The sequence below is a fragment of the Pseudacidovorax sp. genome (genome assembly GCF_017991995.1).
In the GTDB taxonomy this organism is placed as follows: domain Bacteria; phylum Pseudomonadota; class Gammaproteobacteria; order Burkholderiales; family Burkholderiaceae_C; genus Xenophilus.
The window spans coordinates 60,929-85,476 of the sequence record NZ_JAGOPN010000009.1 but is presented as its reverse complement, the minus strand read 5'-3'; the positions used below and the strand labels follow the sequence as shown (position 1 = coordinate 85,476).

Annotated in this window: 19 protein-coding genes; 9 read left to right on the top strand and 10 right to left on the bottom strand. The window is 71.8% G+C overall.

The genetic code is table 11. The annotated features are described in order from the left end of the window. Positions 1-6 precede the first annotated feature (6 nt). From KBC94_RS13810 to KBC94_RS13795, 4 genes are all read right to left on the bottom strand, one after another. Positions 7-1,224 (bottom strand): SfnB family sulfur acquisition oxidoreductase, encoded by a 1,218-nt coding sequence (locus tag KBC94_RS13810; RefSeq protein ID WP_294370915.1) that lies wholly within the window; start codon positions 1,222-1,224, stop codon positions 7-9. A 3-nt stretch (positions 1,225-1,227) separates the two neighbouring features. Further along, positions 1,228-2,580 (bottom strand): LLM class flavin-dependent oxidoreductase, encoded by a 1,353-nt coding sequence (locus KBC94_RS13805; protein ID WP_294371297.1) that lies wholly within the window; start codon positions 2,578-2,580, stop codon positions 1,228-1,230. Between the two features lie 261 nt (positions 2,581-2,841). After that, entirely contained in the window at positions 2,842-3,753 is a 912-nt protein-coding gene (locus KBC94_RS13800) for a TauD/TfdA family dioxygenase (protein ID WP_294370913.1), read from the bottom strand. A gap of 9 nt (positions 3,754-3,762) precedes the next feature. Next, positions 3,763-4,977, bottom strand: a complete 1,215-nt coding sequence (locus KBC94_RS13795; RefSeq protein ID WP_294370910.1) for an acyl-CoA dehydrogenase family protein — start codon at positions 4,975-4,977, stop codon at positions 3,763-3,765. Between the two features lie 442 nt (positions 4,978-5,419). On the opposite strand from KBC94_RS13795, the gene KBC94_RS13790 reads away from it, so the two are divergent. Further along, a complete protein-coding gene (locus KBC94_RS13790; RefSeq protein WP_294370908.1) occupies positions 5,420-8,044 on the top strand; it encodes an excinuclease ABC subunit UvrA in 2,625 nt (874 codons plus the stop codon). Positions 8,045-8,134: 90 nt separating this feature from the next. Next, a complete protein-coding gene (locus tag KBC94_RS13785) occupies positions 8,135-8,539 on the top strand; it encodes an ABC transporter ATP-binding protein (RefSeq protein ID WP_294370906.1) in 405 nt (134 codons plus the stop codon). A gap of 86 nt (positions 8,540-8,625) precedes the next feature. On the opposite strand, the gene chrA is transcribed toward KBC94_RS13785, so the two are convergent. From chrA to KBC94_RS13760, 5 genes are all read right to left on the bottom strand, one after another. Continuing rightward, complete coding sequence (gene chrA, locus KBC94_RS13780; protein WP_294370904.1) at positions 8,626-9,996, bottom strand: chromate efflux transporter; 1,371 nt, start codon at positions 9,994-9,996, stop codon at positions 8,626-8,628. Positions 9,997-10,184: 188 nt separating this feature from the next. Further along, on the bottom strand, positions 10,185-11,528 hold the full coding sequence (locus tag KBC94_RS13775; RefSeq protein WP_294370902.1) for an LLM class flavin-dependent oxidoreductase: 1,344 nt from the start codon (positions 11,526-11,528) through the stop codon (positions 10,185-10,187). Then, the gene (locus KBC94_RS13770; RefSeq protein ID WP_294370900.1) at positions 11,525-12,757 is read right to left on the bottom strand and encodes an acyl-CoA dehydrogenase family protein; all 1,233 of its coding nucleotides are present in this window, start codon (positions 12,755-12,757) and stop codon (positions 11,525-11,527) included. The genes KBC94_RS13775 and KBC94_RS13770 overlap by 4 nt, the downstream gene beginning before the upstream one ends. Before the next feature lie 35 nt (positions 12,758-12,792). Continuing rightward, positions 12,793-14,010 carry an acyl-CoA dehydrogenase family protein gene (locus tag KBC94_RS13765; RefSeq protein WP_294370898.1) on the bottom strand — a complete coding sequence of 406 codons (1,218 nt, stop codon included), beginning with the start codon at positions 14,008-14,010 and terminating at the stop codon, positions 12,793-12,795. A 62-nt stretch (positions 14,011-14,072) separates the two neighbouring features. Next, on the bottom strand, positions 14,073-14,888 hold the full coding sequence (locus KBC94_RS13760; protein WP_294370896.1) for a MetQ/NlpA family ABC transporter substrate-binding protein: 816 nt from the start codon (positions 14,886-14,888) through the stop codon (positions 14,073-14,075). A gap of 280 nt (positions 14,889-15,168) precedes the next feature. Here KBC94_RS13760 and KBC94_RS13755 point away from each other — a divergent pair, with 280 nt between their 5' ends. The 6 genes from KBC94_RS13755 to KBC94_RS13730 all read left to right on the top strand — a co-directional run bounded on the left by KBC94_RS13755 (position 15,169) and on the right by KBC94_RS13730 (position 21,603). Beyond that, on the top strand, positions 15,169-16,104 hold the full coding sequence (locus KBC94_RS13755) for an ATP-binding cassette domain-containing protein (protein ID WP_294370894.1): 936 nt from the start codon (positions 15,169-15,171) through the stop codon (positions 16,102-16,104). Continuing rightward, complete coding sequence (locus tag KBC94_RS13750) at positions 16,097-16,759, top strand: methionine ABC transporter permease (protein WP_294370892.1); 663 nt, start codon at positions 16,097-16,099, stop codon at positions 16,757-16,759. The genes KBC94_RS13755 and KBC94_RS13750 overlap by 8 nt, the downstream gene beginning before the upstream one ends. 41 nt (positions 16,760-16,800) lie before the next feature. Continuing rightward, the gene (locus tag KBC94_RS13745) at positions 16,801-17,616 is read left to right on the top strand and encodes a MetQ/NlpA family ABC transporter substrate-binding protein (protein WP_294370891.1); all 816 of its coding nucleotides are present in this window, start codon (positions 16,801-16,803) and stop codon (positions 17,614-17,616) included. A gap of 151 nt (positions 17,617-17,767) precedes the next feature. Next, positions 17,768-18,700, top strand: coding sequence for an ABC transporter substrate-binding protein (locus tag KBC94_RS13740; RefSeq protein WP_294370889.1), 933 nt, complete (start codon positions 17,768-17,770; stop codon positions 18,698-18,700). A gap of 44 nt (positions 18,701-18,744) precedes the next feature. Then, entirely contained in the window at positions 18,745-20,331 is a 1,587-nt protein-coding gene (locus KBC94_RS13735) for an amino acid ABC transporter permease/ATP-binding protein (RefSeq protein ID WP_294370887.1), read from the top strand. Positions 20,332-20,364: 33 nt separating this feature from the next. Then, positions 20,365-21,603 carry an acetamidase/formamidase family protein gene (locus tag KBC94_RS13730; RefSeq protein WP_234195203.1) on the top strand — a complete coding sequence of 413 codons (1,239 nt, stop codon included), beginning with the start codon at positions 20,365-20,367 and terminating at the stop codon, positions 21,601-21,603. 28 nt (positions 21,604-21,631) lie between these two features. Here the strand turns inward: KBC94_RS13730 and KBC94_RS13725 are convergent, their stop codons facing one another. Beyond that, complete coding sequence (locus KBC94_RS13725) at positions 21,632-24,022, bottom strand: acetamidase/formamidase family protein (protein WP_294370884.1); 2,391 nt, start codon at positions 24,020-24,022, stop codon at positions 21,632-21,634. 132 nt (positions 24,023-24,154) lie between these two features. On the opposite strand from KBC94_RS13725, the gene KBC94_RS13720 reads away from it, so the two are divergent. Next, positions 24,155-24,544, top strand: a complete 390-nt coding sequence (locus KBC94_RS13720; RefSeq protein WP_294370879.1) for a RidA family protein — start codon at positions 24,155-24,157, stop codon at positions 24,542-24,544. Positions 24,545-24,548 lie beyond the last annotated feature (4 nt).

Here is a 24,548-nt window from a genome sequence, read left to right as displayed (position 1 = left end):
CTGTCCTTACAGGGAGGCATGGCGTCGCGGCGCGGTGCCGTTGAGCCAGTGGTCGCCGATGGCGTGGAACTTCCAGCGCAGGGGGTCGTGCACGGTGTGCGTGCGGGCGTTGCGCCAGTGGCGGTCGAGGTTGTGCCGCTCCAGCGTGGACTGCGTGCCGGCCAGCTCGATCAGGCTGCTGGCCGCATCCAGGCTCAGTTGCGTGGTCAGCACCTTGGCCTCCGCATTGGCGATGGAGGCCGCCGTCACCGCCTCGGGGCCTGGCCGGTCGCGCGCCGCGTCCAGAAAGCCGGCGGCGCGCGTCTGCAGGGCCTCGGCAGCGTGCAGGCGGATCACCAGCTCGCCCACGCGGGCCAGGGTGAGCGGATCGCGCGCGGCATGGTCCACGCCGCTGTCGGCCCAGGGGCGGGTGCGCTCGCGCAGCCACTGGCGCAGCTCGGCCAGCGCGGCGCGGGCGATGCCCAGGTCGATGGCCGAATGCAGCAGCTGAGCGAAGGCGCCGTGGATGGTGGGCGGCTCGAACAGGCGGTGGCGCGGCAGCACCTGCAGCGTGGTCACCTCCACGTCCTCGGCCACCACGGTGCCGCTGGCGGTGGTGCGCTGGCCGAAGCCCTCCCAGTCGTCCACCACGGCCAGTCCGGGCGCATCGCGTTCCACGTAGACCAGCACCGCCCGGCCGCCGTCGTCGACGGCGGCCACGGGCACCCAGTGGGCGAACAGCGCGCCCGTCGCATAGGCCTTGCGCCCGTTCAGGCGCAACCCGCGTGGCGTGCGCGACAGGCGGGTGGTCACCGTCTTGGCGTTGGGCGTGCCCAGCTCGGACACGGCATTGCCGAAGCGCCGGCCGGCCAGCACCTCGGCATAGAAGAAGCGCTGCTGCTCGGGCGAGCCGATGAGCCGCAGCGCATCCACCAGGCAGTGGTGGTTCTGCGGGATCTGGGCGAGCGAGGGGTCGGCTTGGGCGATCAGGGCCGTGACCTCCGACAGCGTGGCGTGCGAGACGTCCGGCCCGCCGAACGCGCGCGGCACGGTCAGGCCCCAGAGGCCGCTGCGCGAGTAGCGCTCGACCTCCTGCACGGGCAGGCGGCGCTCGCGGTCGCGCGCGGCGGCGCCGGCCGCGAACTCGGTGGCCAGGGCACGGGCCACCTCCAGGGCATGCGCGTCGTCGCGGATGCGGTCGGTGGAGGTGGTGGAGGACGGAAGGTCGGTCGGTACGGCGCTCATCGGTCAGGCCTGGGTCGTGGGTGGGGCGGTGCGGCGCCACGCGGCGCCGGGGTGGCCGGCAGGAAGATGGTCCCGGCCGTCGCCGCGCAGCCGCGCGCGCAGCGTGCCCGGGGCATGGGCGGTCTTGAAGCGCCCGCGGGCCTGCAGCTCGGGCACCACCCAGCGGGCGAAGTCCTCGAAGCACTCGGGCGTCACGGTGCGTGCCAGGTTGAAGCCGTCGACGCCGGTAGCGTCTGCAAAGTCGATCAGCGCCTGCGCCACCTGCGCACCACTGCCCACGGTGGGCGTGAAGTTGCCGCCCAGGCGCATGCCCTGCAGCAGTCCGCGCACGGTGGGCGGGCCGCCGCGTGCCAGCCCTTCCTGGATCGAGCGGATGCCGTTGCCGGCCGTGCCTTCGGTGGCGATGGGCTCGTCCGGGCCGTAGCGGGCGAAGTCGATGCCGGTGGCGCTGGCCAGCTGCACCAGGGCCGCCTCGGGCTGGGCATGGCGGGCGTATTCCTCCAGGCGGGCATGCGCCTCGCGCTCGGTGGCCGCCACCACGACCTGCGCCGTGGTGAGGATGCGCACCCGGGCCTCGGCCCGGCCTGCGGCCGACAGCCGTTCGCGCAGCCGGCGCACCAGCGCGGCGGTGGCCTGCAGGCCCAGGTTGGGGATGAAGATGGCCTCGGCATGCCGGGCCGCGAAGTCCATGCCGCGGGCCGAGGCGCCGGCCTGGAACAGCACCGGCGTGCGCTGCGGCGAAGGCGCGCTCAGGTGCAGCGCATCGACGCGGTAGTAGGGCCCGTCATGGCGGATGCGGTGTACCCGTGCGGGATCGGCATAGACACCGTGCGCGGCGTCGGCGAGTACGGCGCCATCATCCCAGCCGGCCTCCCACAGCTGATAGACGGCCGCCATGAAGTCCTCGGCGCGGTCGTAGCGCTCGTCGTGGCCGGTCTGCGCCGCGGCGCCCGTGGCGCGTGCCGCGCTGTCCAGGAAGCCGGTGACGATGTTCCAGCCCAGCCGGCCGCCGCACAGGTGGTCCAGCGTCGACATGCGCCGCGCGAACAGGTGGGGCTGCTCCTCGCTCAGGTTGACGGTGAGGCCGAAGCCCAGGTGCCGCGTGACGGCGGCCATGGCCGGCAGCAGCACCGCCGGATCGCCCACCGGCACCTGGACCGCATGCCGAACGGCCGCGTCGGCGCTGCCGCCGAACACGTCGTACACGCCGGTCACGTCGGCCAGGAACAGGCCGTCGAACAGGCATTCCTCCAGCGTGCGCGCCAGCTGCTGCCAGTAGTGGACGTCGTTGTGCCGGCGGGCCTGGTCGCGCGGATGGCGCCACAGGCCGTGGGCCAGGTGGCCCACGGCATTCATCTCGAAGGCGTTGATCTGCAGGTGCTGCTGCCGGGGCTCGTGCGTTGGCGGGGAATCACTCACGATGTCAGTTTTTCAGAACGCCGCTGCGGCACCTGCGTGGCATGAAACCGAAGCGGCAACACGGATCGAATGGCCGCGGAGCAGGCCACGCCAGTGCACCCGCGGAACCGGCTTTGCCGGGCCGGGGGGTGCGCCCCCCTCCAAGCCGCAGGCGTCAGAGAGGGGGGAGCCGCGAAGCGGCATGGGGGGTGTTTCACTTCAAAACGGACGGCTGCCGGCCAGGCTGATGCGGCGCAGGCGGCGGCGCTGCGCCGCATCGAAGCCGGTGCGGCTGTGCAGGGTGGCCTGGTTGTCCCAGTACACGATGTCGCCGGGCTGCCAGCGGTGGGTGTAGGCGAAGCGCGGCTGCAGGATGTGCGCGCGCAGCCGCTCCACCAGCGCCTGGCCCTCGATCGGGCCCCAGCCGACGACCTCGACCTCGGTGCTCTCGCCCAGGTAGATCAGCCGCCGGCCGGTGTCGGGATGGGTGCGCACCAGCGGATGGGCCTCCCATGGCGTCAGCGGCTCGATGTCGGGCGTGCGGTAGCGCGGAATGCGTGCCGTGCCGGGCAGCGGATGCAGGCGGCGCAGGAAGGGGTTGTAGGTGATCAGCTGCAGGCCGTCGATCTCGCGCCGTGTGGCCTCGTCGAGCGCCTCGTAGGCGGCCACCAGGTCGATCCAGGTGGTGTCGCCGCCCACGGAGGGCACTTCCAGCGCGTGCAGCATCGACCCCGAGGAGGGTTGCGGCGTCCAGTGGTGATCGGCATGGGCGCTGAGCTCGGCATGGCCCAGCACGCCGCCTTCGTCGGCATTGGAGACCCACACGATGTCGGGCGGGATGCCCTGCGCGTCCGAGCCCAGCACCGGTGCATTGGGCGGCGGGGCGAACACGGTGCCGAAATGGCTCGCGAAGCGCAGGTATTGCGCGTCGTCCGGCCACTGGCCGGGCAGCAGCAGGATGCGGTGCTCGCGCAGGGCAGCCTTGAGCGCGAACACCTGCTCGCCGCGCAAGGGCTGGCGCACGTCCAGGCCCTCGACGCGCGCGCCCAGCGGCGCATCCAGGGGCGTGATCCGCCAGGTGCTGGCAGCGGCGGTTCGGGCGGGTGAGGGGGCGATGGCAAGGTTGGTCATGGCGCGTGTTCAGGCCGTGGTGCCGACGGCCCAGTAGAAGGTGGGCCGGCTGGCGTTGAGGGTGTGGTCGCCCAGCACGCGGGCCTTGTAGATCACCGGGTTGTGCGAGGCGAGCGTGCGCGCATTGCGCCAGTGGCGGTCCAGGCGGCGGTCTTCCTGAAGCGCGGTGGCACCGCCGACATCGAAGAGCCGCGTGGCGGCCTGCAGCACCGCATCGGTCGTCACCACCTGCGCCTTGGTGGCGCGCAACTCGACGTCCACCAGCGCGGCCTCAGGTACGGGCTGGCCGGCCTGACGCAGGCGGTCGATGTCACCCAGCGCACGCGCCACGTCCTGCACGCCCAGCTGCGCGAGGTAGGCCGTGGCTTCGAGCTGGCCGATCACCTGCTGCACCAGCGGGTCTTCGCGCGGCGCAGTGCCGCTGCCGTGGCTGAAGACGCGCTTGCGGCCCTGCACGAAGGTGGTCGCGTCGCGCACGATGGCCCGGGCGATGCCGGCCATCGTGGCCACGTGGAAGAGCTGGAACACGGCGGGCAGCGAGGTCGCCTCGCGCGCGGGGAACTCGAGGATGTTCTCTTCCGGCACTTCGACGCGGTGCAGCCGTGTGGTGCCCGAGGCCGTCAGCCGCTGGCCGAAGCCGCGCCAGTCGTCGAGCCGCTCAACGCCCGCCGCGTCGGTGCGCACCACGGCCAGCGTGCGGGACGCGCCGGGTTCGTTGCCCTCGCGCTGCGCCGTCACGCTGACCCAGTCGGCGTAGAGCGTGCCGGTGCTGTAGAACTTCTCGCCTTCGAGCAGCCAGCGTCCGTTCTCGCGGAACAGCCGGGTCTGCAGCCGGCCCAGCGTGCCCTCGCCGGCTTCGGTGGTGGCATTGCCGAAGAGGGCGCCGTCGGCCACGCGTCGCAGCCAGGGCACGCGCCGCTCGGCATCGATCTCGGCCTGCAGCCGTTCGACGAAGCCGAAGTGCGCGCGCAGTGCCTGCGGCAGATTCGAGTCGGCCTCGGCCAATTCGATGAGCAGGTCGAACAGCTGCTCGGGCGTGGCGCCCAGGCCGCCGTGGGCACGCGGCACGCGCAGGGCGCCGAAGCCGGCCTGCCTGAGCGCATCGATGGCGTCGTGCGCCAGCCTGCGCTCATGTTCGCGCTGCGGCGCGGCCTCGGCGATTTGCTGGAAGAGGGGGCGAAAGCGCTGCGTCAGGGACTCGGCGTCAGAACGGTTTGAAGACATGGGAAGGCAGGGGGGGCCGGCGTGGCCGCGGACGCTAGGCCCGTGGGCGGCGTGCGGCGCATCCGTGCAGTGCGGAAAGCGTCGAAGCCTAGGCGGGGCGGCCTGCGCCGCCAACGACGTTTTTCGCGCTTGCTTGCTGTGGGTGCGCATAAGCGCGGCGGCCCCTGCGCGTGCGCGGGCGCATGCACGGCCCGGCCGCGCTGCGCTCCATGGCGCTTCCTTCCATCTGCATCACAGGTACTTCCGTGAGCATTTCCATCCGCCAGCTCCACCAGGGCGAATTCCGCGCCGTTTCCTATAGCAGGAGCCGGCATGTTCCGTCCCTGCCATGGCGGAGCGCGTGCACAGTCGGCGCATGCCAAGACCCGCAAGCCGTAAATCCACCGCCGGCCCAGCGCCGGCCGCAGCCGCAGGCGCGGCGAAGACGTCGGCACGTGCCGGCATGCCAGAGCACGCGGACATCGAGCGCTTCGTGCGCGTGCGCGGCGCACGCGAGCACAACCTGCGGGACGTCGACGTGGACATTCCGCGCGACGCCCTCGTGGTGTTCACAGGCATTTCCGGCTCGGGGAAGTCGTCGCTGGCGTTCGGCACGATCTTCGCCGAGTCGCAGCGGCGCTACCTCGACTCCGTGGCGCCCTATGCCCGCCGCCTGATCGACCAGGTGGGCGTGCCCGAGGTCGACCGCATCGACGGCCTGCCGCCGGCCGTGGCGCTGCAGCAGTCGCGCGGCACGCCGGGCTCGCGCTCCACGGTCGGGAGCCTGACCACGCTGTCGAGCCTGCTGCGCCTGCTGTTTTCCCGCGCGGGGCATTACCCGTCCGACCAGCCGATGCTCTATGCCGAGGACTTCTCGCCCAACACGCCCCAGGGCGCCTGCCCGACTTGCCACGGTCTTGGCCGCGTCTTCGACGTCACCGAGGCGTCGATGGTGCCCGACCCGTCCCTGACGATCCGCGAGCGCGCGGTGGCCGCATGGCCCACGGCCTGGCAGGGCCAGAACCTGCGCGACATTCTGGTGACGCTCGGCCATGACGTCGACACGCCCTGGCACCGACTGCCGAAGAAGGTCCGCGACTGGATCCTGTTCACCGACGAGCAGCCCACGGTGCCGGTCTATGCCGGATTCACGCCGGCCGAAGCCCGACAGGCGCTGCGCCGCAAGCTGGCGCCGAGTTACCAGGGCACCTTCACCAGCGCGCGCCGCTATGTGCTCCACACCTACGCCACCAGCCAGAGCGAGCTGATGAAACGGCGCGTGTCGCGCTTCATGGTGGGCGGGCTGTGTCCGGCATGCCAGGGCAAGCGCCTCAAGGCCGAGGCGCTGTCGGTGACCTTCGAAGGGCACGACATCGGCGAGGTCGCCGCCTTGCCGCTGGCGGCCGTGCATGCGCTGCTGGCCGGGGCCGCGCAGGGGCGGTCCGAGGCGACAGCGCCCCCCTCGCAGACGCTAGGCGCGGCGCAGTCCCGCACGGCGCGCGCCCTGCGATCTGCGAAGGGCCGGGCGTCCCACGCCGCGGCGCCCGACGTGCGCCGTACACCCGAAGGCTCGGAGGAGAAGCGCCTGGCCGCTCAACGCCTGGCCACGGAGATTCGCGAGCGCATCCAGACCCTGCTCGGGCTCGGCCTGGGCTACCTGACCATTGACCGCTCGACGCCGACGCTGTCGCCCGGCGAATTGCAGCGCCTGCGCCTCGGGGCGCAGATCCGCTCGAGCCTGTTCGGCGTGGTCTACGTACTCGACGAGCCTTCCGCCGGCCTGCACCCGGCCGACGGCGAAGCCTTGCTGGATGCGCTGGCGCAACTCCGGTGCAACGGCAATTCGGTGTTCGTGGTGGAGCACGACCTGGAGACGATGCGGCGCGCCGACTGGATCGTCGACGTCGGGCCCGGGGCCGGCAGCCGCGGCGGCGAGGTGCTCTACAGCGGACCGCCCGAAGGGCTCGCGGTGGTCGAGCGCTCGGTCACCGCGCGCTTCCTTCGCGCGGACCGGCTTCCCCCGGCCGGCCGTGGCCGCTCGCCCGGCCAGTGGCTGGCGCTGGAAGGGATCAGCCGCAACAACCTGAGCGGGCTCGACGTCCGCATTCCGCTCGGCGTACTGTGTGCCGTCACCGGCCGGTCCGGCTCCGGCAAATCCACGCTCGTCAGCCAGGTGCTGGCCGAACTGCTGCACCAGCGGCTCGGCCGAGGCGCCGCGCCTGACGAAGACCTGCCGGAGGGCGGCGACGAAGCCTGGTCGACCCCCATGGCCGGCAAGCTGGGGGCCGGTGCCGAGGCGGTGCGCCGGCTCGTGCAAGTCGACCAGAAGCCGATCGGCCGCACGCCCCGCTCCAACCTCGCGACCTACACCGGGCTGTTCGACGCCGTCCGGCAGCTCTTCGCCTCCACGCCATCGGCTCGCCGAAGGCGCTACGACGCGGGGCGCTTCTCCTTCAACGTCGCCAAGGGGCGTTGCGACACCTGCGAGGGTGAAGGCTCGGTGAGCGTGGAACTGCTGTTCATGCCGAGCGTGTATGCACCCTGTCCCGCCTGCCATGGCGCGCGCTACAACGCCGACACCCTGACCATCACCTGGAACGGCAAGAACATTGCCGAGGTGCTCGACCTGACGGTCGAGGAGGCGCGGGTGCACTTCGACGCGCAGCCGCGCATCGCGGCGCCGCTGAAGCTGCTCGGCGAACTCGGGCTGGACTACCTGCGCCTGGGTCAGCCAGCCACCGAACTGTCCGGCGGCGAGGCCCAGCGCATCAAGCTCGCCACCGAACTGCAGCGCGTGCCGCGCGGGGGCACCCTCTACATCCTGGACGAACCCACGACCGGCCTGCACCCGGCGGACGTCGAGCGGCTGATGGCGCCGCTGCAGACGCTGGTGGACGCCGGCAACACGGTGCTGGTCGTCGAGCACGACATGCGCGTCGTGGCGGCGGCCGACTGGGTGATCGACATGGGGCCCGGCGCGGGCGCAGAAGGCGGCCGTGTCTTGGCGCAGGGGACGCCCGCGCAGGTCGCCGCAACCCCGACCAGAAGCGCGACGGCCGCCTACCTGCGGCAGGCGCTCGCCGGGTAGGGCGGCGGTCGACGGGGGCCTCGCACGCATGGGCCGATGCCGGACTGGCGCGTGCCTTCGACGCGCTGCGCATAAGCAAGCGCGAAGACCGTGCGCCGCCGCGTGATCGACACGCTGGCGCAGGTGGGCATGCTCGAGCCCGAACAGCGGCTGAGCCAGCATGCGCACAAGCTGTCCGGCGGTCTGCGCCAGCGCGCCCGCGCGCTGGCCGCCGAGCCGCAGCTCATCGTGTGCGACGAGCCGGTCTCCGCGCTCGACGTCAGCATCCAGGCCCAGGTGATCGACCTCATCGGCGAGCTGCAGTCGCGCCTGGGCACGGCGCTGCTGTTCATCTCGCACGACATCAACCTGGTGCGGCATGTGGCCGACCGCGTGGTGGTGCTGGACCAGGGCCGCGTGGTGGAGCAGGGGCCGGTGGCCGAGGTGCTGACGCAGCCGGCGCATGCGTACACGCGCAGCCTGCTGGCGGCGGTGCCGCCGCCGCTGGTGGCCTGAAGGAGGGCCGATCGCCGGTGCGGGCCGGACCCCCCCTGCGGTGCGCGAGTCCGGTGCCGCCCGGTGCCCCGCCCCTTCACACCTTCTCAGGCGATGTGGCCCACCAGGAGCTGCACCGCCAGCCCCGCCGCGCCTGCCGCGGCGATGACCGGGATGACGCCGGCCTTGTACCGGATCAACGCAATGCCCGCCGCCAGGCCGATGGCGACAGACCACCCGTCCATCGCACCGCCGAAGCCCCTGGGCCATACCACGTGATAGGCGAAGAACACCGCCAGGTTCACGATGACGCCCACCACGGCGGCGGTGATGGCGGCCAGCGGCGCCGTGAACTTCAGGTTGCCGTGGGTGGACTCGATGAAGGGCCCCCCGAGCAGGATGAAGAAGAAGGAGGGCAGGAAGGTGAAGAAGGTCACCACGGTGGCGGCGACGGCACCGGCCAGCAGGAGCGAATCCGACCCGAAGATGGCGTGTGTCCACGCCCCGACGAAGGCCACGAAGGACACCACCATGATGAGCGGCCCGGGCGTGGTCTCCCCCAGCGCGAGGCCGTCGATCATCTGGGTGGCCGTCAGCCAGTGGAAATGCTCCACGGCGCCCTGGTAGACGTAGGGCAGCACCGCATAGGCGCCGCCGAAAGTCATGAGCGCGGCCTTGGTGAAGAACCAGCCCATCTGGACGAGCACGGAATCCAGCCCGTAGCGCGCCACCAGCGCCCCCATCGCGACAAGCCAGAGCCCGAGGCTCACCACCAGCACCGCGGCAAAGCGCCGCCAGGTGAAGCGGGCGTGCGCCGGTGTCGGCGTGTCGTCGTCGATCAGCGCGCGCCGGGCCGGCTCCCGGCCAGACGAGGGGCCGTGGCCGCCGCCGCCCCCGAAGGCCGACGGACGCAGCCGGCCACCCACGAACCCGATGGCCGCGGCCCCCAGCACGATGGCCGGGAACGGAACGTCGAGCGCGAAGATGGCGAAGAAGGCCGCGATGGCGATGCCCCATTGCCAACGGTTCTTCAGTGACCTGGACCCCACCCGGTAGGCGGCCTGGGCCACCAGCGCCGTCACGGCCGGCTTGATGCCGTAGAACGCGCCGGCCACGGCGGGCATGTCGCCATGGGCCATGTACAGCCAGGCCAGGCCGATGATGAGCAAGAGCGACGGCAGCACGAAGAGGGTTCCTGCGAGGATGCCGCCCCAGGTGCGATGCAGCAGCCAGCCGAGGTACGTCGCCAGCTGCTGGGCCTCCGGGCCGGGCAGCAGCATGCAGTAGTTCAGGGCATGCAGGAAGCGACGCTCCGAGATCCAGCGGCGCCGGTCGACCAGCTCCGCGTGCATCAGCGCGATCTGGCCGGCAGGACCGCCGAAGCTGATGAAGCCGAGCTTCAGCCAGAAGCGCAGTGCCTCGGTGAGCGAGAGGGAGGGTTGCGCCGGGTCGGCGCCGTCGGGCAGAGCGGTGTCCACGAAAACTCCATAGGGCAAGCCCAGCACTTGGACGGGACACCGTCTACCTTCGAGAGGGTCGGGAGGCTGCTTTCCCGGTGCGGTCGATGATAGTTGAGGGCCTCGCCGCGGCCCGGGTCCGGGCACCGGCGATGGCCTGTCCTGGCCTGGCCTGGCGCCGTCCCGCGCGTGCGCCGCGTCTGCAGCGCTCAGGCCGCCTGCCGCGTCGCCTCGCGCCCGGCGGGCCGCGCCAGCCCCAGGTGCTCGCGCAGCGTCCGGCCCTCGTAGGCCGTGCGGAAGATGCCCCGGCGCTGCAGGATCGGCACCACGCCGTCCACGAAGTCCTGCAGTCCGCCCGGCAGCTGGTCGGGCATCAGGTTGAAGCCATCGGCCGCGCCGGCCCTGAACCAGTGCTCGATGTCGTCGGCGATCTGCTCGGGCGTGCCGACGATGACGCGGTGGCCGCCGCCGCCGGCCAGCTCGCGGATCAGCTGCCGCACCGTGAACTGGCCGCGGCGCGCATGCGCCAGGGTGGCATGGAAGAAGGTGTGGTTGCCATTGCCGCCGCCCGGCAGGGCCAGATCCTCGGGCAGGCGCTCGTCCAGCTTCAGCCGGTCCACCGGCACGCCCAGCGTCCCCGCCAGGCGGGTCAGGCTGTAGTTCCACGGGATCAGGTCCACCAGCTGGTCGCGCCGGCGGCGGGCCTCGGCCTCGGTGCTGCCGATGATGGTGGTCAGGCCGGCCAGCACCTTGACGGCGTCGGGGCCGCGGCCCAGGGCTTCGGCCCGCTGCTTCAGGCCGCGGGCGTAGTCCAGCGATTCCTCGAAGGACTGCGAGGCGCTGAACACGGCCTCGGCATGGCGCGCGGCCAGTTCGCGGCCATCGGCCGAGGCGCCGGCCTGCACCAGCACCGGCCGGCCCTGGGGCGAGCGCGGCAGGTTCAGCGGGCCCTGCACCGAGAAGAACTCGCCCCGATGCCGCACCGGATGCACCTTGGCCAGGTCCACGAAGCGGCCGGTGGCCTTGTCGCCGATGAAGGCGTCGTCCTCCCAGCTGTCCCACAGGTCCTTCACCAGCTGGGTGAACTCGTCGGCGCGGCGGTAGCGCTGGGCATGGTCGGGCACGGCCTCCAGGCCGAAATTGCGGGCCGAGGGCAGATCGGCGGTGGTCACCACGTTCCAGCCTGCGCGGCCGCCGCTCACCAGATCCAGCGAGGCGAAGCGGCGGGCGATGTTGTAGGGCTCGTTGTAGCTGGTGGAGGCGGTGCCGATCACGCCCAGGTGCGTGGTGGCGGCGGCCACGGCGGTGAGCAGCACCGTGGGCTCCAGCGCGGTGATGGGGCGGAAGTCGATCTGGTCGACGATGGCCGCGTTGTCGGCCAGGAAGATCGCGTCGAGCTTGCCGGCCTCGGCGATGCGCGCGAGGCGCACGTAGTGGTGCACGTCGATGAAGGCGTCGGGCGCGCTTTCGGGCAGGCGCCAGGCCGAGGGCACGAAGCCCGAATGCAGGGCGTTGATGTTGAGGTGCAGCTGACGGGGACGTGGGGCGGTCATTGGAAGGTTCCAGGGGCGGGCGGCTGGCCCGAAAGAAAGTGGCGGCCGACGTTGCGGACCTTGTATTCGGCCGGGTTGTGCAGGGTGTGGATGCGCACGTTGCGCCAGAAGCGGTCGAAGCCGGCGCCGCGGTCGGCGGCCAGGGGCCCGAGCGCTTCGAGCAGGCCGGCCGCGGTCTGCAGCGCGACCTCGCCGGCCAGCACGTTGGCCGCGGCGATGGCGACGGCGGCTTCGCCGCGCTCTTCGACCGTGAGATGCACGCCGCGCGCGGCGGCGGCGTCCAGGGCGCGCAGGGCGCGGTCGGCCAGCGCGATGGCGGCGCGGGTGCGGCTCCAGAGTTCGCCCAGCAGGCGCTGCACGCCGGGGTCGTGCTGCAGCCGGCGCGACGCGGGCGCGTCCAGCAGCGTGTCGCGGGACGTGCGCAGGGCGCCCTGGGCCACGCCGACGAAGACGTTGAGCAGCACGCTCTGCTGCAGCAGCGGCGTGACGGTGCGCCAGGGCTCGGCCGGCGCGCGGGTCGGGTCCAGCGGCGCGGGCGGGCCCAGCACTTCGTCGGCATGCACGCGCACGCCATGGAAGCTGACCCGGCCGCTGCCGGTCTGCCGCTGGCCGATGCCGTCCCAGTCGTCCTCGATCACCACGCCCGCGCGGCCAGCCTCGATGGCGGCGGCGCGGCGCTCGCCGGTGGCCGGATCTTCCCAGGCGATGGAGAGCCAGTCGGCCACGTGCGAGCCCGAGGTGAAGGGCCGGAAGCCGTCGAGCACGAAGTGGTCGCCCTCGCGCCGGCCGAACAGGCTCTTGGAGAAGCTGTTGGCCGTGTTGCCCCAGAACCATTGGGCCTGCGCGGAGCGGCGCCACAGCGGCTCGACCTGGGCCGGCACCTGGCGCAGCCCCAGGCCGAGCAGGCTGACGTAGTGGTAGCCGTAGAGGTGGCCGACGGAGCTGTCCACCTGCGACAGCAGGCGTGTGATGCGCAGGGCCGTCGACCAGGGTTGGGCCTCGCCGCCCACGGCCGTGGGCAGCAGCAGGGCCAGCAGGCCTTCCTGGCGCAGCAGGGCGACCTGCGCCGAGGGCCGGCCGCCGGCGCGGTCGCGCTCGGCCGCGTCGCGGGCGAACAGCGGGCGCAGCGCGGCGGCGCGCGTGATGTACCGGTTGGCGCTTTCGGGCTCGAAGAGCGCGGGCGGTGCCTGTTCTTGCAAGGTGGGGTGGGGCAGGATGACGGCGCTCAAGGGAAGACCTCCGGCGTGGGCTGTGCGGCGGGCGCTCATGGCGATGGGGCCGCGAAGACGGCCGTAGGCGTGGCCGGCGTGGACAGGGGCACGGCGCCCCCCAGCAGCCAGCGGCCCAGGGCGCGCTGGCGTGCGTCGGTGCGCTGAGGCAGGCGCAGCGTGCGCGTGTCGCGCCAGAAGCGGTCGTAGCCGTTGGCCACGGTGGCCGAGCGGGCGCCCATCAGCTCGAAGATGCCGCTGCCCGCGGCGTCGGCGGCCTCGGCGGCTTCCAGGTGGGCGGTGGCGATCTGCACGGCCAGCGCATCGCGGGCGGCGGCATTCAGGTCGTCCCCGGCCGCCCGGGCCAGGTCGAAGTCCCGGGCTGCGCGCTCGGCCAGCTCGGTGGCGGCCTGCACGCGCAGCGCGAGTTCGCCGTAGCGGCGCTGGATCCACGGATCGTCCTCGTGGCGCTCGACGCCGGAATGGATCCAGGGCCGCGAGGCGGTGAGGGTGTAGGCGCGGCCTTCGTCCAGCGCACCCCAGGCGCTGCCGATGAAGACCTCCAGCTGGGCGGCCTGCTGCAGCAGGGCCGGCAGGTCGGCGCGCGGCGAGGTGGGACGGACCGCGGGGCCGAGCAGTTCGGGCTCGCCCAACTGCACGGCCGACAGGGGCAGCGTGCCGCCGCCGGCCTGGCGCAGGCCGAAGCCATCGTCCAGCAGGGCTTCGCCAACGCCGGGATGGTCCAGCCGCAGGCTGGCCGTCACGCGCGATCCGCGCACGTCGGGCCAGCTCAGCAGCAGGCGATCGGCGGCATGCAGGCCGGCCGTGGCATGCAACTGGCCGTCGAGCAGCCAGCCCGCGCCGATGCGCCGGGCGCCCAGCGTGGGCAGGTCGGTGTCCAGCGGATGCGTCCACAGCCAGCGCTGCCGGGCCGTGGCGTCCAGCAGGGACTGGGCCTGTGCACTGCCGTGCACCGCCAGGCCCAGCACGGCCGCGATGTGATGGCCCAGCAGCAAGGCGACCGAGGCATCGGTGCGGGCCAGCTCGCGCACGGCGCGCAGCAGGCTGGACACCGCGGCGCCCCCGCCGCCCTGATGCACGGGCACCAGGGCCGGCAGCAGGCCGCTGCCCTTGAGCAGTGCCTGCGCGGCCACGGGCCGGCCGCCGGCCCGGTCGCGCAAGGGCGCGTCCGCCTGCAGCGCCTGTCGCAACCCATGGGCGCGGGCCTGCCAGGTGTCGGCGGTGGGCCCGTCGAAGAAGGCTTGCGTGCTCATGGTCACTGCCTGGGCGCTGGCGCTCGACGAACGGGTCGGGGCTTCGTCTTCGGTGCGGGCGGTCATTGGGCCGCGGTGAAGTAGTCGGGCAGCCGGTAGCCGGCCCACACCGGGTTAGCGCGGAAGAGGCGCTGGAACTCGACCGAGCGGTAGGCCTCGGCGATGTCGCGGGCGAAGGCCGCGTTCTCGTTGCCGCGCTTCACGGCGACCACGTTCACGTAGGGCAGCGTCATGTCTTCGAGCTTGAGCGCCTCGGTGAGCTTCAACCCCGAGGCGACGGCGAAGTTGCCCTGCACGGCCGCCAGGTCGGCATCGGCCAGCGAGCGCGGCGCCTGCGCGGCGTCCAGCGGCACCAGCTTGAGCCGCTTGGGATTGGCGACGACGTCGCGCTCGGAGACGCTGATCGGGTCCACGCCCGGCTTGAGCTGCACCCAGCCGAGCGCCGCCAGGATGTTGAGCGCGCGCGCCGCATTGACCGGATCGGCCGGCAGCGTGACGGTCGCGCCGTCGGGCACATCGGTCAGCTTCCTGTGCTTCTGCGAATACAGCCCCATGGGCGGGGTCGGCACATGCACCACCGGCACCAGGTCGAAGCCCTGGCTCTTGTTGGTGGCCTGCAGGTAGAGGGTGTGCTGGAAGATGTTGGCGTCGATCTGGCCGCGCTGCACCGCGTCGTTGGGCTGCACGCCCTGGCTGAACTCGACGTAGCGGATCTGGTAGCCCTTCTTTTCGAGCTGGGGCGCAATGCCCTTGGTGAAGGCGTCGCGGTAGGGGCCGGGCATGAAGCCCACGGCCAGTTCGGCCGCGTGCGTCGCGAAGGCCGCGAGGCCGAGGAGCGAGAGCGCCGCAAGGCGGCGGGGACGGAGGGGAAAGGACATGGCGCGAATCGTCGGGAATGCGGCCTGGAGCAGCCTGGGAGGCGCACTGTGCGTCGACGGCCGTCCGGCATGAACGAAGCATTCCGCCATTGCTTAGCCGGGCGGCGCATAACGGCGCTGCGTTGAGCGGCGTGGCGTGCGGTGGCGCGCCAAAGACGTTTTCCGCATGAGCAACGCCGGATTCATTCGTTTGTTCTGGAACCGCGCCGACCCACAGTCGGGGCCTTCGCCATGCCGTGCCATGCGGTGCCTCGCCGCGTCGGCCCTTCCTGCCAGCCCCATGAGCCTTGTCCCCCACAACGTCGCCACCGACGAGCCTTTGATCCGGCTCGACGGCGTGCACAAGCAATTCGCCCTGCCCGACGGCCGGCGCTTCACCGCCGTGCAGCCGCTGCAGCTGGCCATCGGCCGCGGCGAGGTCTTCGGCCTGATCGGCAAGAGCGGCGCCGGCAAGTCCACGCTGCTGCGCCTCATCAATCTGCTGGAGCGTCCCGATGGCGGCCGGGTGCTGGTCAACGGCCGCGACCTCACCCGCCTGTCGCGCCGCGAACTGCGCGAGACGCGCCAGTCCATCGGCATGATCTTCCAGCAGTTCAACCTGCTGCAGAACGCGACGGTGGCCGAGAACGTGGCCTTTCCGCTGCGCATCCACGGCCGCCATTCGCGCGCCGACATCGAGGCGCGGGTGCAGGAATGCCTCGCCCTCGTCGGCCTGGCGGACAAGGCGGGCGCCTATCCGGCGCAGCTCTCGGGCGGCCAGAAGCAGCGCGTGGCCATCGCCCGCGCCCTGGCGCCGCGGCCCGACGTGCTGCTGTGCGACGAGCCCACCTCGGCGCTCGATGCCGAGACCACGCGCGCCCTGCTGCACACCCTGCGCGAGATCAACGCGCGCCTGGGCGTGACCATCGTCATCGTCACGCACGAACTGCCGGTGGTGCAGCAACTGTGCCGCCGCGTCGCCGTGCTGGAGCAGGGCGCGCTGGTGGAGCAGTTCGACGTCGACCAGGTCGCGGCCGAGCCCCGCCTGAGCAGCCTGGGCCGCGAACTGGCCGAACAGATGGCGCAGCGGCCCTGGTCGGCCCCGGCGGCAGCGTCTCCTGCTGCCGCTGCCGCCGACGCCGCCACAGCCGCTGCGACGGCGTCGGCCGCTCGCCCATCGCCTGCGGCCGACGCTGCCATGGCTTCCCTCTCCACCGCCCGTCTTGCCCATGTCTGAGAACATCGTTGCCATCCTTCCCGAGCTGTGGACCGCCACGCAGCAGACCCTGCTGATGCTGGCCATCGGCCTCGGTGCGGCCATCGTGCTCGGCGGCCCCCTGGGCGTGCTGCTCTTTCTGCTCGGCCCCGGCCAGTCGCTGGACCACCGGCCGTCCTACCTGGTGCTGAGCTGGGTGGTGAACACGGTGCGCTCCTTTCCCTTCATCATCCTGCTGGTGGCGCTGGTGCCCTTCACGCGGGTGATCGCGGGCACCTCCATCGGGCCGCTGGCAGCGGCCGTGCCGCTGTCGGTGGCGGCCATTCCGTACTTCGCGCGGCTGGTGGAGCAGAGCATCCGCGAGGTGCCGCGCGGCGTGATCGAGGCGGCCCATGCCATGGGCGCCTCCGAGCTGCAGATCGTCTGGCGCGTGCTGGTGCGCGAGGCCCGCTCGGGCCTGGTGCTGGCCCTCACCGTGCTGGCCGTGAGCTTCCTGTCGTACTCGGCCGTGGCCGGCGTGGTGGGCGGCGGCGGCATCGGCGACCTGGCCATCCGCTACGGCTACTACCGCTTCCAGACCGACGTGATGCTGCTGACCGTGGCGTTGCTCGTGGTGCTGGTGCAGATCATCCAGTTCGGCGGCAATGCCATCGCCCATCGGCTGGACAAGCGCTGACCGCTTCTCTCCTGTCCTTCTCTTCCCATCGGCTCTTTCCCATGTCCCTGTTCCGTCGTCACGTCGTCCTGGCCAGTCTGGCCGCTTCCATGGCCCTGCCGGTGCTGGCCCAGCAGCCTGCCGCCACCAAGAAGGAGCTGGTCATCGGCACCACCGCCGGCTCCAACATCGAGGTGTTGCGCCGGGGCATCCAGCCGCAGCTCGAGCAGAAGGGCTACAAGGTCAAGCTCGTCGAGTTCAGCGACTACGTGCAGCCCAACCATGCGCTGGCGCAGGGCTCGCTGGACGCCAACTACTTCCAGCACATCATCTACCTCAAGAACTTCGCCGAGAAGAACAAGCTCGACCTCGCGGAGGTGGTGCAGGGCCCCATCGCGCCCCTGGGCCTGTACTCGCGCAAGTTCAGGACCGTGGCCGAGGTGAAGGAGGGCGCCCGCATCGCCGTGCCCAACGACCCCACCAACCTGGCCCGCACCTTCGTCTTCCTGGAGCAGTACGGCCTGGTCAAGACCAAGGCCGGCGTCGATCCGCTCAAGGTGACCGAGAAGGACATCGCCGACAACCCGAAGAAGCTGCGCTTCGTGCCGCTCGAAGCGGCCCAGCTGCCGCGTGCGCTGGACGACACCGACTTCTCGGTCATCAACGGCAACTTCGCCATCTCCTCCGGCCTCAAGCTCACCGATGCGGTGGCCCTGGAGAAGACGCCCGACTACTACCTGCTGGTGGCGGCCGTGCGCACGCCCGACAAGGGCGCGCCGTGGGTGGCCGACCTGCAGGCGGCCTTCAGGTCGCCGTTCTTCAAGCAGGTGCTGGACCGCGACTTCCCCGGCTACGCGCGCCCGGCGGCGCTGCAGTAGGGTCTCAGGCACGGGACGCGACGCGCCACACAAGGACTCGTGCGCTCCCAGACAAGTGCGCACGGGAGGCCGTTCCTAAACTGGTTTGACGCGGTGCAGCAAAGCCGGACATGGTGTCCGGCCGGGCCGCCTCACCAGGAGTTTCCGTCCCATGAACAGCCCCCTCGTCGTCCCGGGCCAGCGCCCGTCCCGCCCTGCCTGGCCGGTGCGTCTGCGCCGGCTGCTGGCCACTGCCCTGGGCACCGTCGCCCTGGCGCTGGGTGCCGCCGGCGCGGCCCATGCCGAGGTCTTTCCCACGCCCGGCGAATGCGCGGCGTTGCAGGCCAAGTACCCGCAGTTCAAGGGCAAGACGCTGGTCAACGCCATCAATCCGCACACACCCGGCTACGAGACCATCGACCCCAAGAACCCCGAGCGCTACATCGGCTTCGACATCGACCTGGGCGAGACGATCGGTGCCTGCCTGGGCTTCAAGGTGAGCTACAAGCCCGTGACCTTCGCGGCGCTGCTCACCACGCTTCAGTCGGGCCAGGCCGACATCGTCATCTCCGACATCTACGCCACCGAGGAGCGCGCCAAGGCGGCCGACTTCATCACCTATTCCAAGGTGTTCGACGGCGTGCTGGTGGCCAAGGGCAACCCCAAGAAGATCACCGGCATCGACACCTCGCTGTGCGGCACCGTCGCGGCCGAGAACACCGGCTATGTGGAGGTGCCGCTGATCCAGGCCCTGGCCGCGCAGTGCAAGGCCGCCGGCAAGCCCGAGCCGCAGATCCAGCTCTACGACAACAACCAGAACTGCATCCAGGCCATCCTGGCCGGCCGCGCCGACACCTACATCAACGACGTCAACACGGTCGACAGCGCCGTCAAGGCCTACCCGGACAAGCTGGAGAAGGCCCTGGCCGTGACCATTCCCTACTCGGTGGGCATCGCCGTGCCCAAGGGCAAGACCGACTTCCGCGATGCCGTGATGGCCGCGCTGGTGGCGCTGCAGAAGTCCGGCGCGCACGCCGAGATGCTCAAGAAGAACGGCCTGCCGGTCGAGAACCTCGAAGCCCCGCGCCTGGTCCTGGCCAAGTGAGATGACCTGGTCCCGGGCGGCCCCGGCCGCCCGGGAGTGGCCCGATGGACCTGTTTCTTCATTACCTGACGATGCCCTACCTGCTGTGGGGCATCGGATTCACGCTCGCGGCAACGGCCATCGGCCTGGCCGGCGGGGCCGTGATCGGGCTGCTGCTGGCGGCGATGCAGCTCAGCCGGTTCCGCCCGCTCGCCGCCTTCGCCCGCGCCTATGCGGTGATCTTCCGCGGCACGCCGCTGATCCTGCAGATGGTGTTCTTCTACGACGCGCTGCCGCACGTGGGCATCCGCATGCCGGGCCTGGTGGCGGCCGGGCTGGCGCTGGCCTTCAACGAGGCCACCTTCATCGCCGAGATGGTGCGCTCGGGCGTGCTCGGCGTGGAGCGCGGCCAGGTGCTGGCCGGGCAGGCGCTGGGCCTGACGCCGCGCATGCTCATGCGCCGCATCATCGCGCCGCAGGCCCTGCGCGCCATGCTGCCGGCCATGGGCAACGAGGCGGTGAGCACGCTCAAGAACTCGTCGCTGGCCTCGGTCATCGCGGTGCAGGAGCTGACGCTGCGCAGCACGCAGCTGGCCTCGTCCACCTTCGACTTCTTCTCCGTCTTCTTCGCCTCGGGCCTGCTGTACCTGGTGCTGACCGGCGGCATCAGCCTGGTGCAGCTGTGCCTGGAGGCCCGCTTCGACCTCGACCGGCAGGCCACGCTGCAGGGCCTGGCGCGCTGGCTGCCCTGGCGCCGTGCACCGGTGCTGGCGGCCACGCCGGCCCCGGAGTTGTCAGTCGTGCATGACGATGAGAGTCCGCGCACGACCACCGGCGCCTCGGACGCCGCCCGTGCCGAGCGCGCGGCCGTGCTGGCCCAGGCGCCGACCGTGGTCCGCGTCAGCGGGCTCAGCAAGACCTACGGCGGCCAGACGGTGCTGGCGGACCTGGCGCTCGACGTCGCCGTGGGCGAGGTGGTGGCCCTGCTCGGGCCCAGCGGCTCGGGCAAGAGCACGCTGCTGCGCTGCATCAGCCACCTGGAGGACTGGGACGCCGGCCACATCGTGGTCGACGGCCAGCGCCTGGGCTACCAGGTCGGCGGCGAGCGCATGAGCCCGGCCGACCTGGCGCGCGAGCGGGCGCGGGTGGGCGTGGGCATGGTGTTCCAGCAGTTCAACCTGTTCGCGCACCTGTCGGCGCTCGAGAACATCGCCGGACCGCTGCGCTGGGTGCATGGCTGGACGGCCGAGCGGGCCGAGGAGCGGGCGCGCGCGCTGCTGGCGCGGGTGGGCCTGTCGCACCGCGCCGATGCGCTGCCGCGGCACCTGTCGGGCGGCCAGCAGCAGCGCGTCGCCATCGCACGGGCCATCGCGCCCGGGCCGCGCGTGCTGCTGATGGACGAGCCCACCTCCGCGCTCGACCCGGCCCTGGTCAACGAGGTGCTGGAGGTGATCCGCACCCTGGCGCAGGACGGCGGGCTGGCGCTGGTCATCTCCACGCACCAGCTGCATTTCGCGGCCGACGTGGCCGACCGCGTGGTCTTCCTGGCGGGCGGCCGCATCGTCGAGAGCGGGCCCGCGCGCGACGTCCTCACCCGGCCGCAGCATCCGCAGACGGCCCGCTTCCTCAACGTGATGGCGGCCGAGCGCTGACCATCGATTCCCATCTTCCCTGCAGAACCGACGATGCATCACCTTCTCCGTGTCTCTCCCCAAACGGTGCACTGGGGTTACTTCAGCAAGGCCGTGGCGCCTGCGCTCACCGTGCGCTCGGGCGACCGCGTCACCATCGAGACGCTGACCCACCATGCAAACGACGACCACGAGCGCATGGTGGCAGGCGACCCGGGCGCCGAATCGGTGTTCGCCTGGACCTGCGAGCACAAGGCCGTGCCGCGCCGCGGCGCTGGGCCCACCACCGGCCCCTTCACCTATGGCGAGGGCGAGGGCGTGGGCGTGCACCTGCTGACCGGGCCGGTGGTGGTGGAAGGCGCCGAGCCGGGCGACGTGCTGGAGGTGCGCATCCTCGACGTGATGCCGCGCCCCAGCTGCAACCATGCCTTCCTGGGCCGCAGCTTCGGCTCCAACGCGGCGGCCTCCTGGGGCTTCCAGTACCGCGACCTGATCGAAGAGCCGAAGCCGCGCGAGGTGATCACCATCTTCGAGCTGGACACCACCGCCGAGCCCACGGCACGCGCCGTCTACAACTACGTGTGGACGCCGCAGACCGACCCCGACGGCGTGGTGCATCCGACCATCGACTATCCCGGCGTGAAGGTCGACCCGGCCACGGTGCGCCGGCGCGAGGACATCCTGCGCAACGTACAGGTTCCGGCCCGGCTGCACTTCGGCACCATGGGGCTGGCGCCGGCCGAGGCCGACTTCGTCAGCTCCATTCCGCCCAGCTACAGCGGCGGCAACATCGACGACTGGCGCGTGGGCAAGGGCGCGCGCATGTACTACCCCGTGGCCGTGGCCGGCGCCTACTTCTCGGTGGGCGATCCGCATGCGGCGCAGGGCGACAGCGAGCTGGGCGGCACCGCCATCGAATGCTCGCTGACGGGCGAGTTCGAGCTGGTGCTGCACAAGAAGGCCGACCTGCCCGGCACCTTGCTCGAAGGGCTGGACCATCCGCTCCTGGAGACCGACGAGCTGTGGTCGGTGTATGGCTTCACCTATGCCAACTACCTGGCGACGCTGGGCCCCGAGGGCCAGACCACGGTGGCGGAGACCGCCTCGCTCGACCCGGCCATGCGCGATGCCTTCCGCAAGCTGCGGCGCTTCCTGATGACGGTGCACAAGCTCAGCGAGGACGAGGCCATCGCCCTCATGTCCGTGGCGGCCGACTTCGGCGTGACCCAGGTGGTGGACGGCAACTGGGGCGTGCACGGGTCCATCCGCAAGTGCGTCTTCGGGCCGCGCTGAGCGCGCGGCCGGCGACGTGCCGCCAGGGTCAGGCGCCGGAGGAGGCGCCGGCCCGGGCCTTCGCCAGCCGCTCCTCGAACAGGGCCTTGCGGATCACGGCATGCACCCCCCAGTTGCCGTCCACCACCTGCGTGACGCCGAAATCCACGGCGACCGACATCAGCGAGATGGCCTCGTCCTCCGTCAGCCCCATGGCCGTCATGAGGAAGCGCCGTGTCTTGCGAAAGGCGTCGCGCATGGCCGGGTCCAGCGAGGACTTCTCGTACACCAGGCTGCGCGCCCGGTCGCCGAACTCCTGCAGGTAGTTGGGATGCGAGAAGCCGTGCAGCACCCATTCGTCGGCCGTCTCGACCAGCGGGTAGTCGATGTCGGCATAGGGCTCATCGCGCAGGTCCTTGGCCTTGTGCAGGACGAGCTGGAACACGCCGGTCAGCGAGCATTCGATGGCGGTGCCGCACAGCTCGCTGTCGCCCTGCGACGCATGCGGATCGCCCACCGACAGCAGGCCGCCGTCCACCGCCACCCGCAGGTACACCGTGGCGCCCTTGGCGATGCGCCAGTTGTCGAGGTTGCCGCCGAAGGAGGAGGGCGGGATCGAATCCACCAGCCCCGTCTCGGCCGGTGCCAGCGCGATGACGCCGAAGTGCGGCCGCACCGGGATCTTCACGCCCTCCAGCACGCCGTGGTTCTCGACGATGGCACTGCGGTCGATCGGCACGCCGGGGTAGTCGATGGTGGTGTGCAGCACGCCGTGCGGATCGCGCTGCGGCGTCCAGCGGAAGTTGTAGACGGCATGGGCACACATGCGCCCGGGGTGGCAGTCCACCTCGTAGATGGTGATGACCTCGCGCGGCCTGGGCTCCTCGATCAGGTCGTCGTAATGGAAACCCCACCAGGCGGCCGCATTGCTGCCGAAGGCACGGCCTTCGTAGCGCGCATTGGCGGCCAGGCGGGGCGCGAGGTCGAGGATGCGCACCTCCAGCACGTCGCCCGGCTCCGCGCCCTGCACGGCCACGGGGCCGGTGCAGATGTGCACGCCGAAACCCTCGCCGTTGCCGCGGCCGTAGATGGAGGCGTCGGTGGGGCCGGCGCCGCGCCGGTCCACCGCCTTGTGCTCGCGCGTCCAGTGGAAGACGCGCTCGGCGCCCGAGTCGCCCTTGATCATGCGCTCGTGGTCGTCGTACGCATGCTGGGTCAGCGTCTCGATGGTCACGATGTCGCCCGAAGCCACGGTGAGCACCGGCGGGATGGTGCGGCTGAAGTAGCCCCAGTGGATGGTCTCGGGCGTGGCCGGCAGGTGGTGGTGGCGGCCGGTCTGGCCGGCGGCGGCCGAGGGGGCCGGTGCCTGCGCGCTCGCCGCGCCCCCGGGCGCGCCGCGTGGCGCATCGGCCTGCGGCTCGGACCGGCCGCCCGACTCGAAATAGCCCGAGGGCCAGCCGCGCTGGATGCGCTTGCGCAGGCTCTGCTGGCTGGCCTCGTTGGCCTGCTGCCGGTACTGCCGCGGCGACATGCGGTAGCGGTCGCGGAAGGCATGGCTGAAATGGGCCGCGTCGTTGAAGCCCCAGCGGAAGCAGATGTCCGAGATCGACAGGTGGCCGTACTGGCGGTTGGCCAGGTCGGCGCGGCAGCGCTCCAGCCGGCGCTGGCGCAGGTAGGTGGTGAAGGTCAGGCCCTGGCCTTCGAAGAGCTTCTGCACCAGGCGCTCGGAGACGCGCTCCTGGGCGGCCACCGCCGCCAGCGAGAGCGCGGGGTCGCTCAGCGCCCCTTCGATGAACTGGCACACGCGCCGGAACGTTGCGGCCTGCGTGTTGCTGATGCCGGCGGGGGCGTCGCCCGGCCGCGCGGCCATGCGTGCGGCGATGAGCTCGGACAGCGAATGTTCCAGCGGCGCGATGTCGTCGTCGCCCAGGCTGTCGAGAGCGTCCTCCAGCGCGCCGAGGGTGCCGGCCAGCAGGCGGCCCATGCCGCTGCGCCCGGGCAGGTGGCCCAGGGCCGTGCCCTGGCCGCCCCGCAGGCCGGCGGGGAAGGCACGCGCGGGCAGCGAGACGTGGAACTGGCGGAAGTCCGTCTGGAACACCAGCTGCGCCGCGCTGCGCGTGGCGCCCCACACCACATCGCCCGCGGCGAGGGCAAGGGCCGGCTGGCCGTCGCCGGGCTGCAGATGCGCCTCTCCGGCCTGCAGCAGCGCGATCCACACATGGCCCGCGTCGCCGTGCAGCGGCTCCAGCGTCTGCGGCGAGGAGGCCACGCGCGCCAGGCCCACGCCGCGCGCCGTCCGACCCGCTGCCAGCCGGCCGTGCAGCGGCGCGGCCGAGGGCGTCTCGCAGGCGCGAAGCTGGTGCGGCTCGAGTGCGGCACGCCACGCCTGCGGGCGCTGGTGCACCGGGTAGGACTCGGTCGTGAACTGTTCGAGCTGCAACGTCGGGATCCCTGCAAGGCAACACGACCGCGTCGCAAGACACATGCCACGCACCCTGGCGCCGGCCTTCCACCGCGCGGGCATGCCATTCCTTCTCTTCCCTCCATCGACTCACTTTCAGGAGCCTGACCCATGAACCCCATCTTCCACATGATCAGTGGCGCGCCGGACCCGGTCGCGCCCTTCAGCCATGCCGTCGAATGCGACGGCTGGGTCTTCGTCACGGGCCAGATGCCCTTCAGCGGCACGGGGCTGGACAGCGGCTATCCCGAGGGCATCGAGGCCCAGACCCATGCGGTGATGGCCAACCTGAAGACGGTGCTCGAAGGCTGCGGCCTGGGCCTGGCCCACGTGCTGTCGGCCCGCATCTTCCTGACCCACTTCGACGAGGACTATGCGCGCATGAACGAGGCCTACCGCAGCCACTTCCCGCCCGGTCGCCTGCCGGCGCGCACCTGCGTGGGCGTGACCGGGCTGGCCAATGGCGCGCGGGTCGAGATCGACTTCGTGGCGCGGCGCTGAGGTG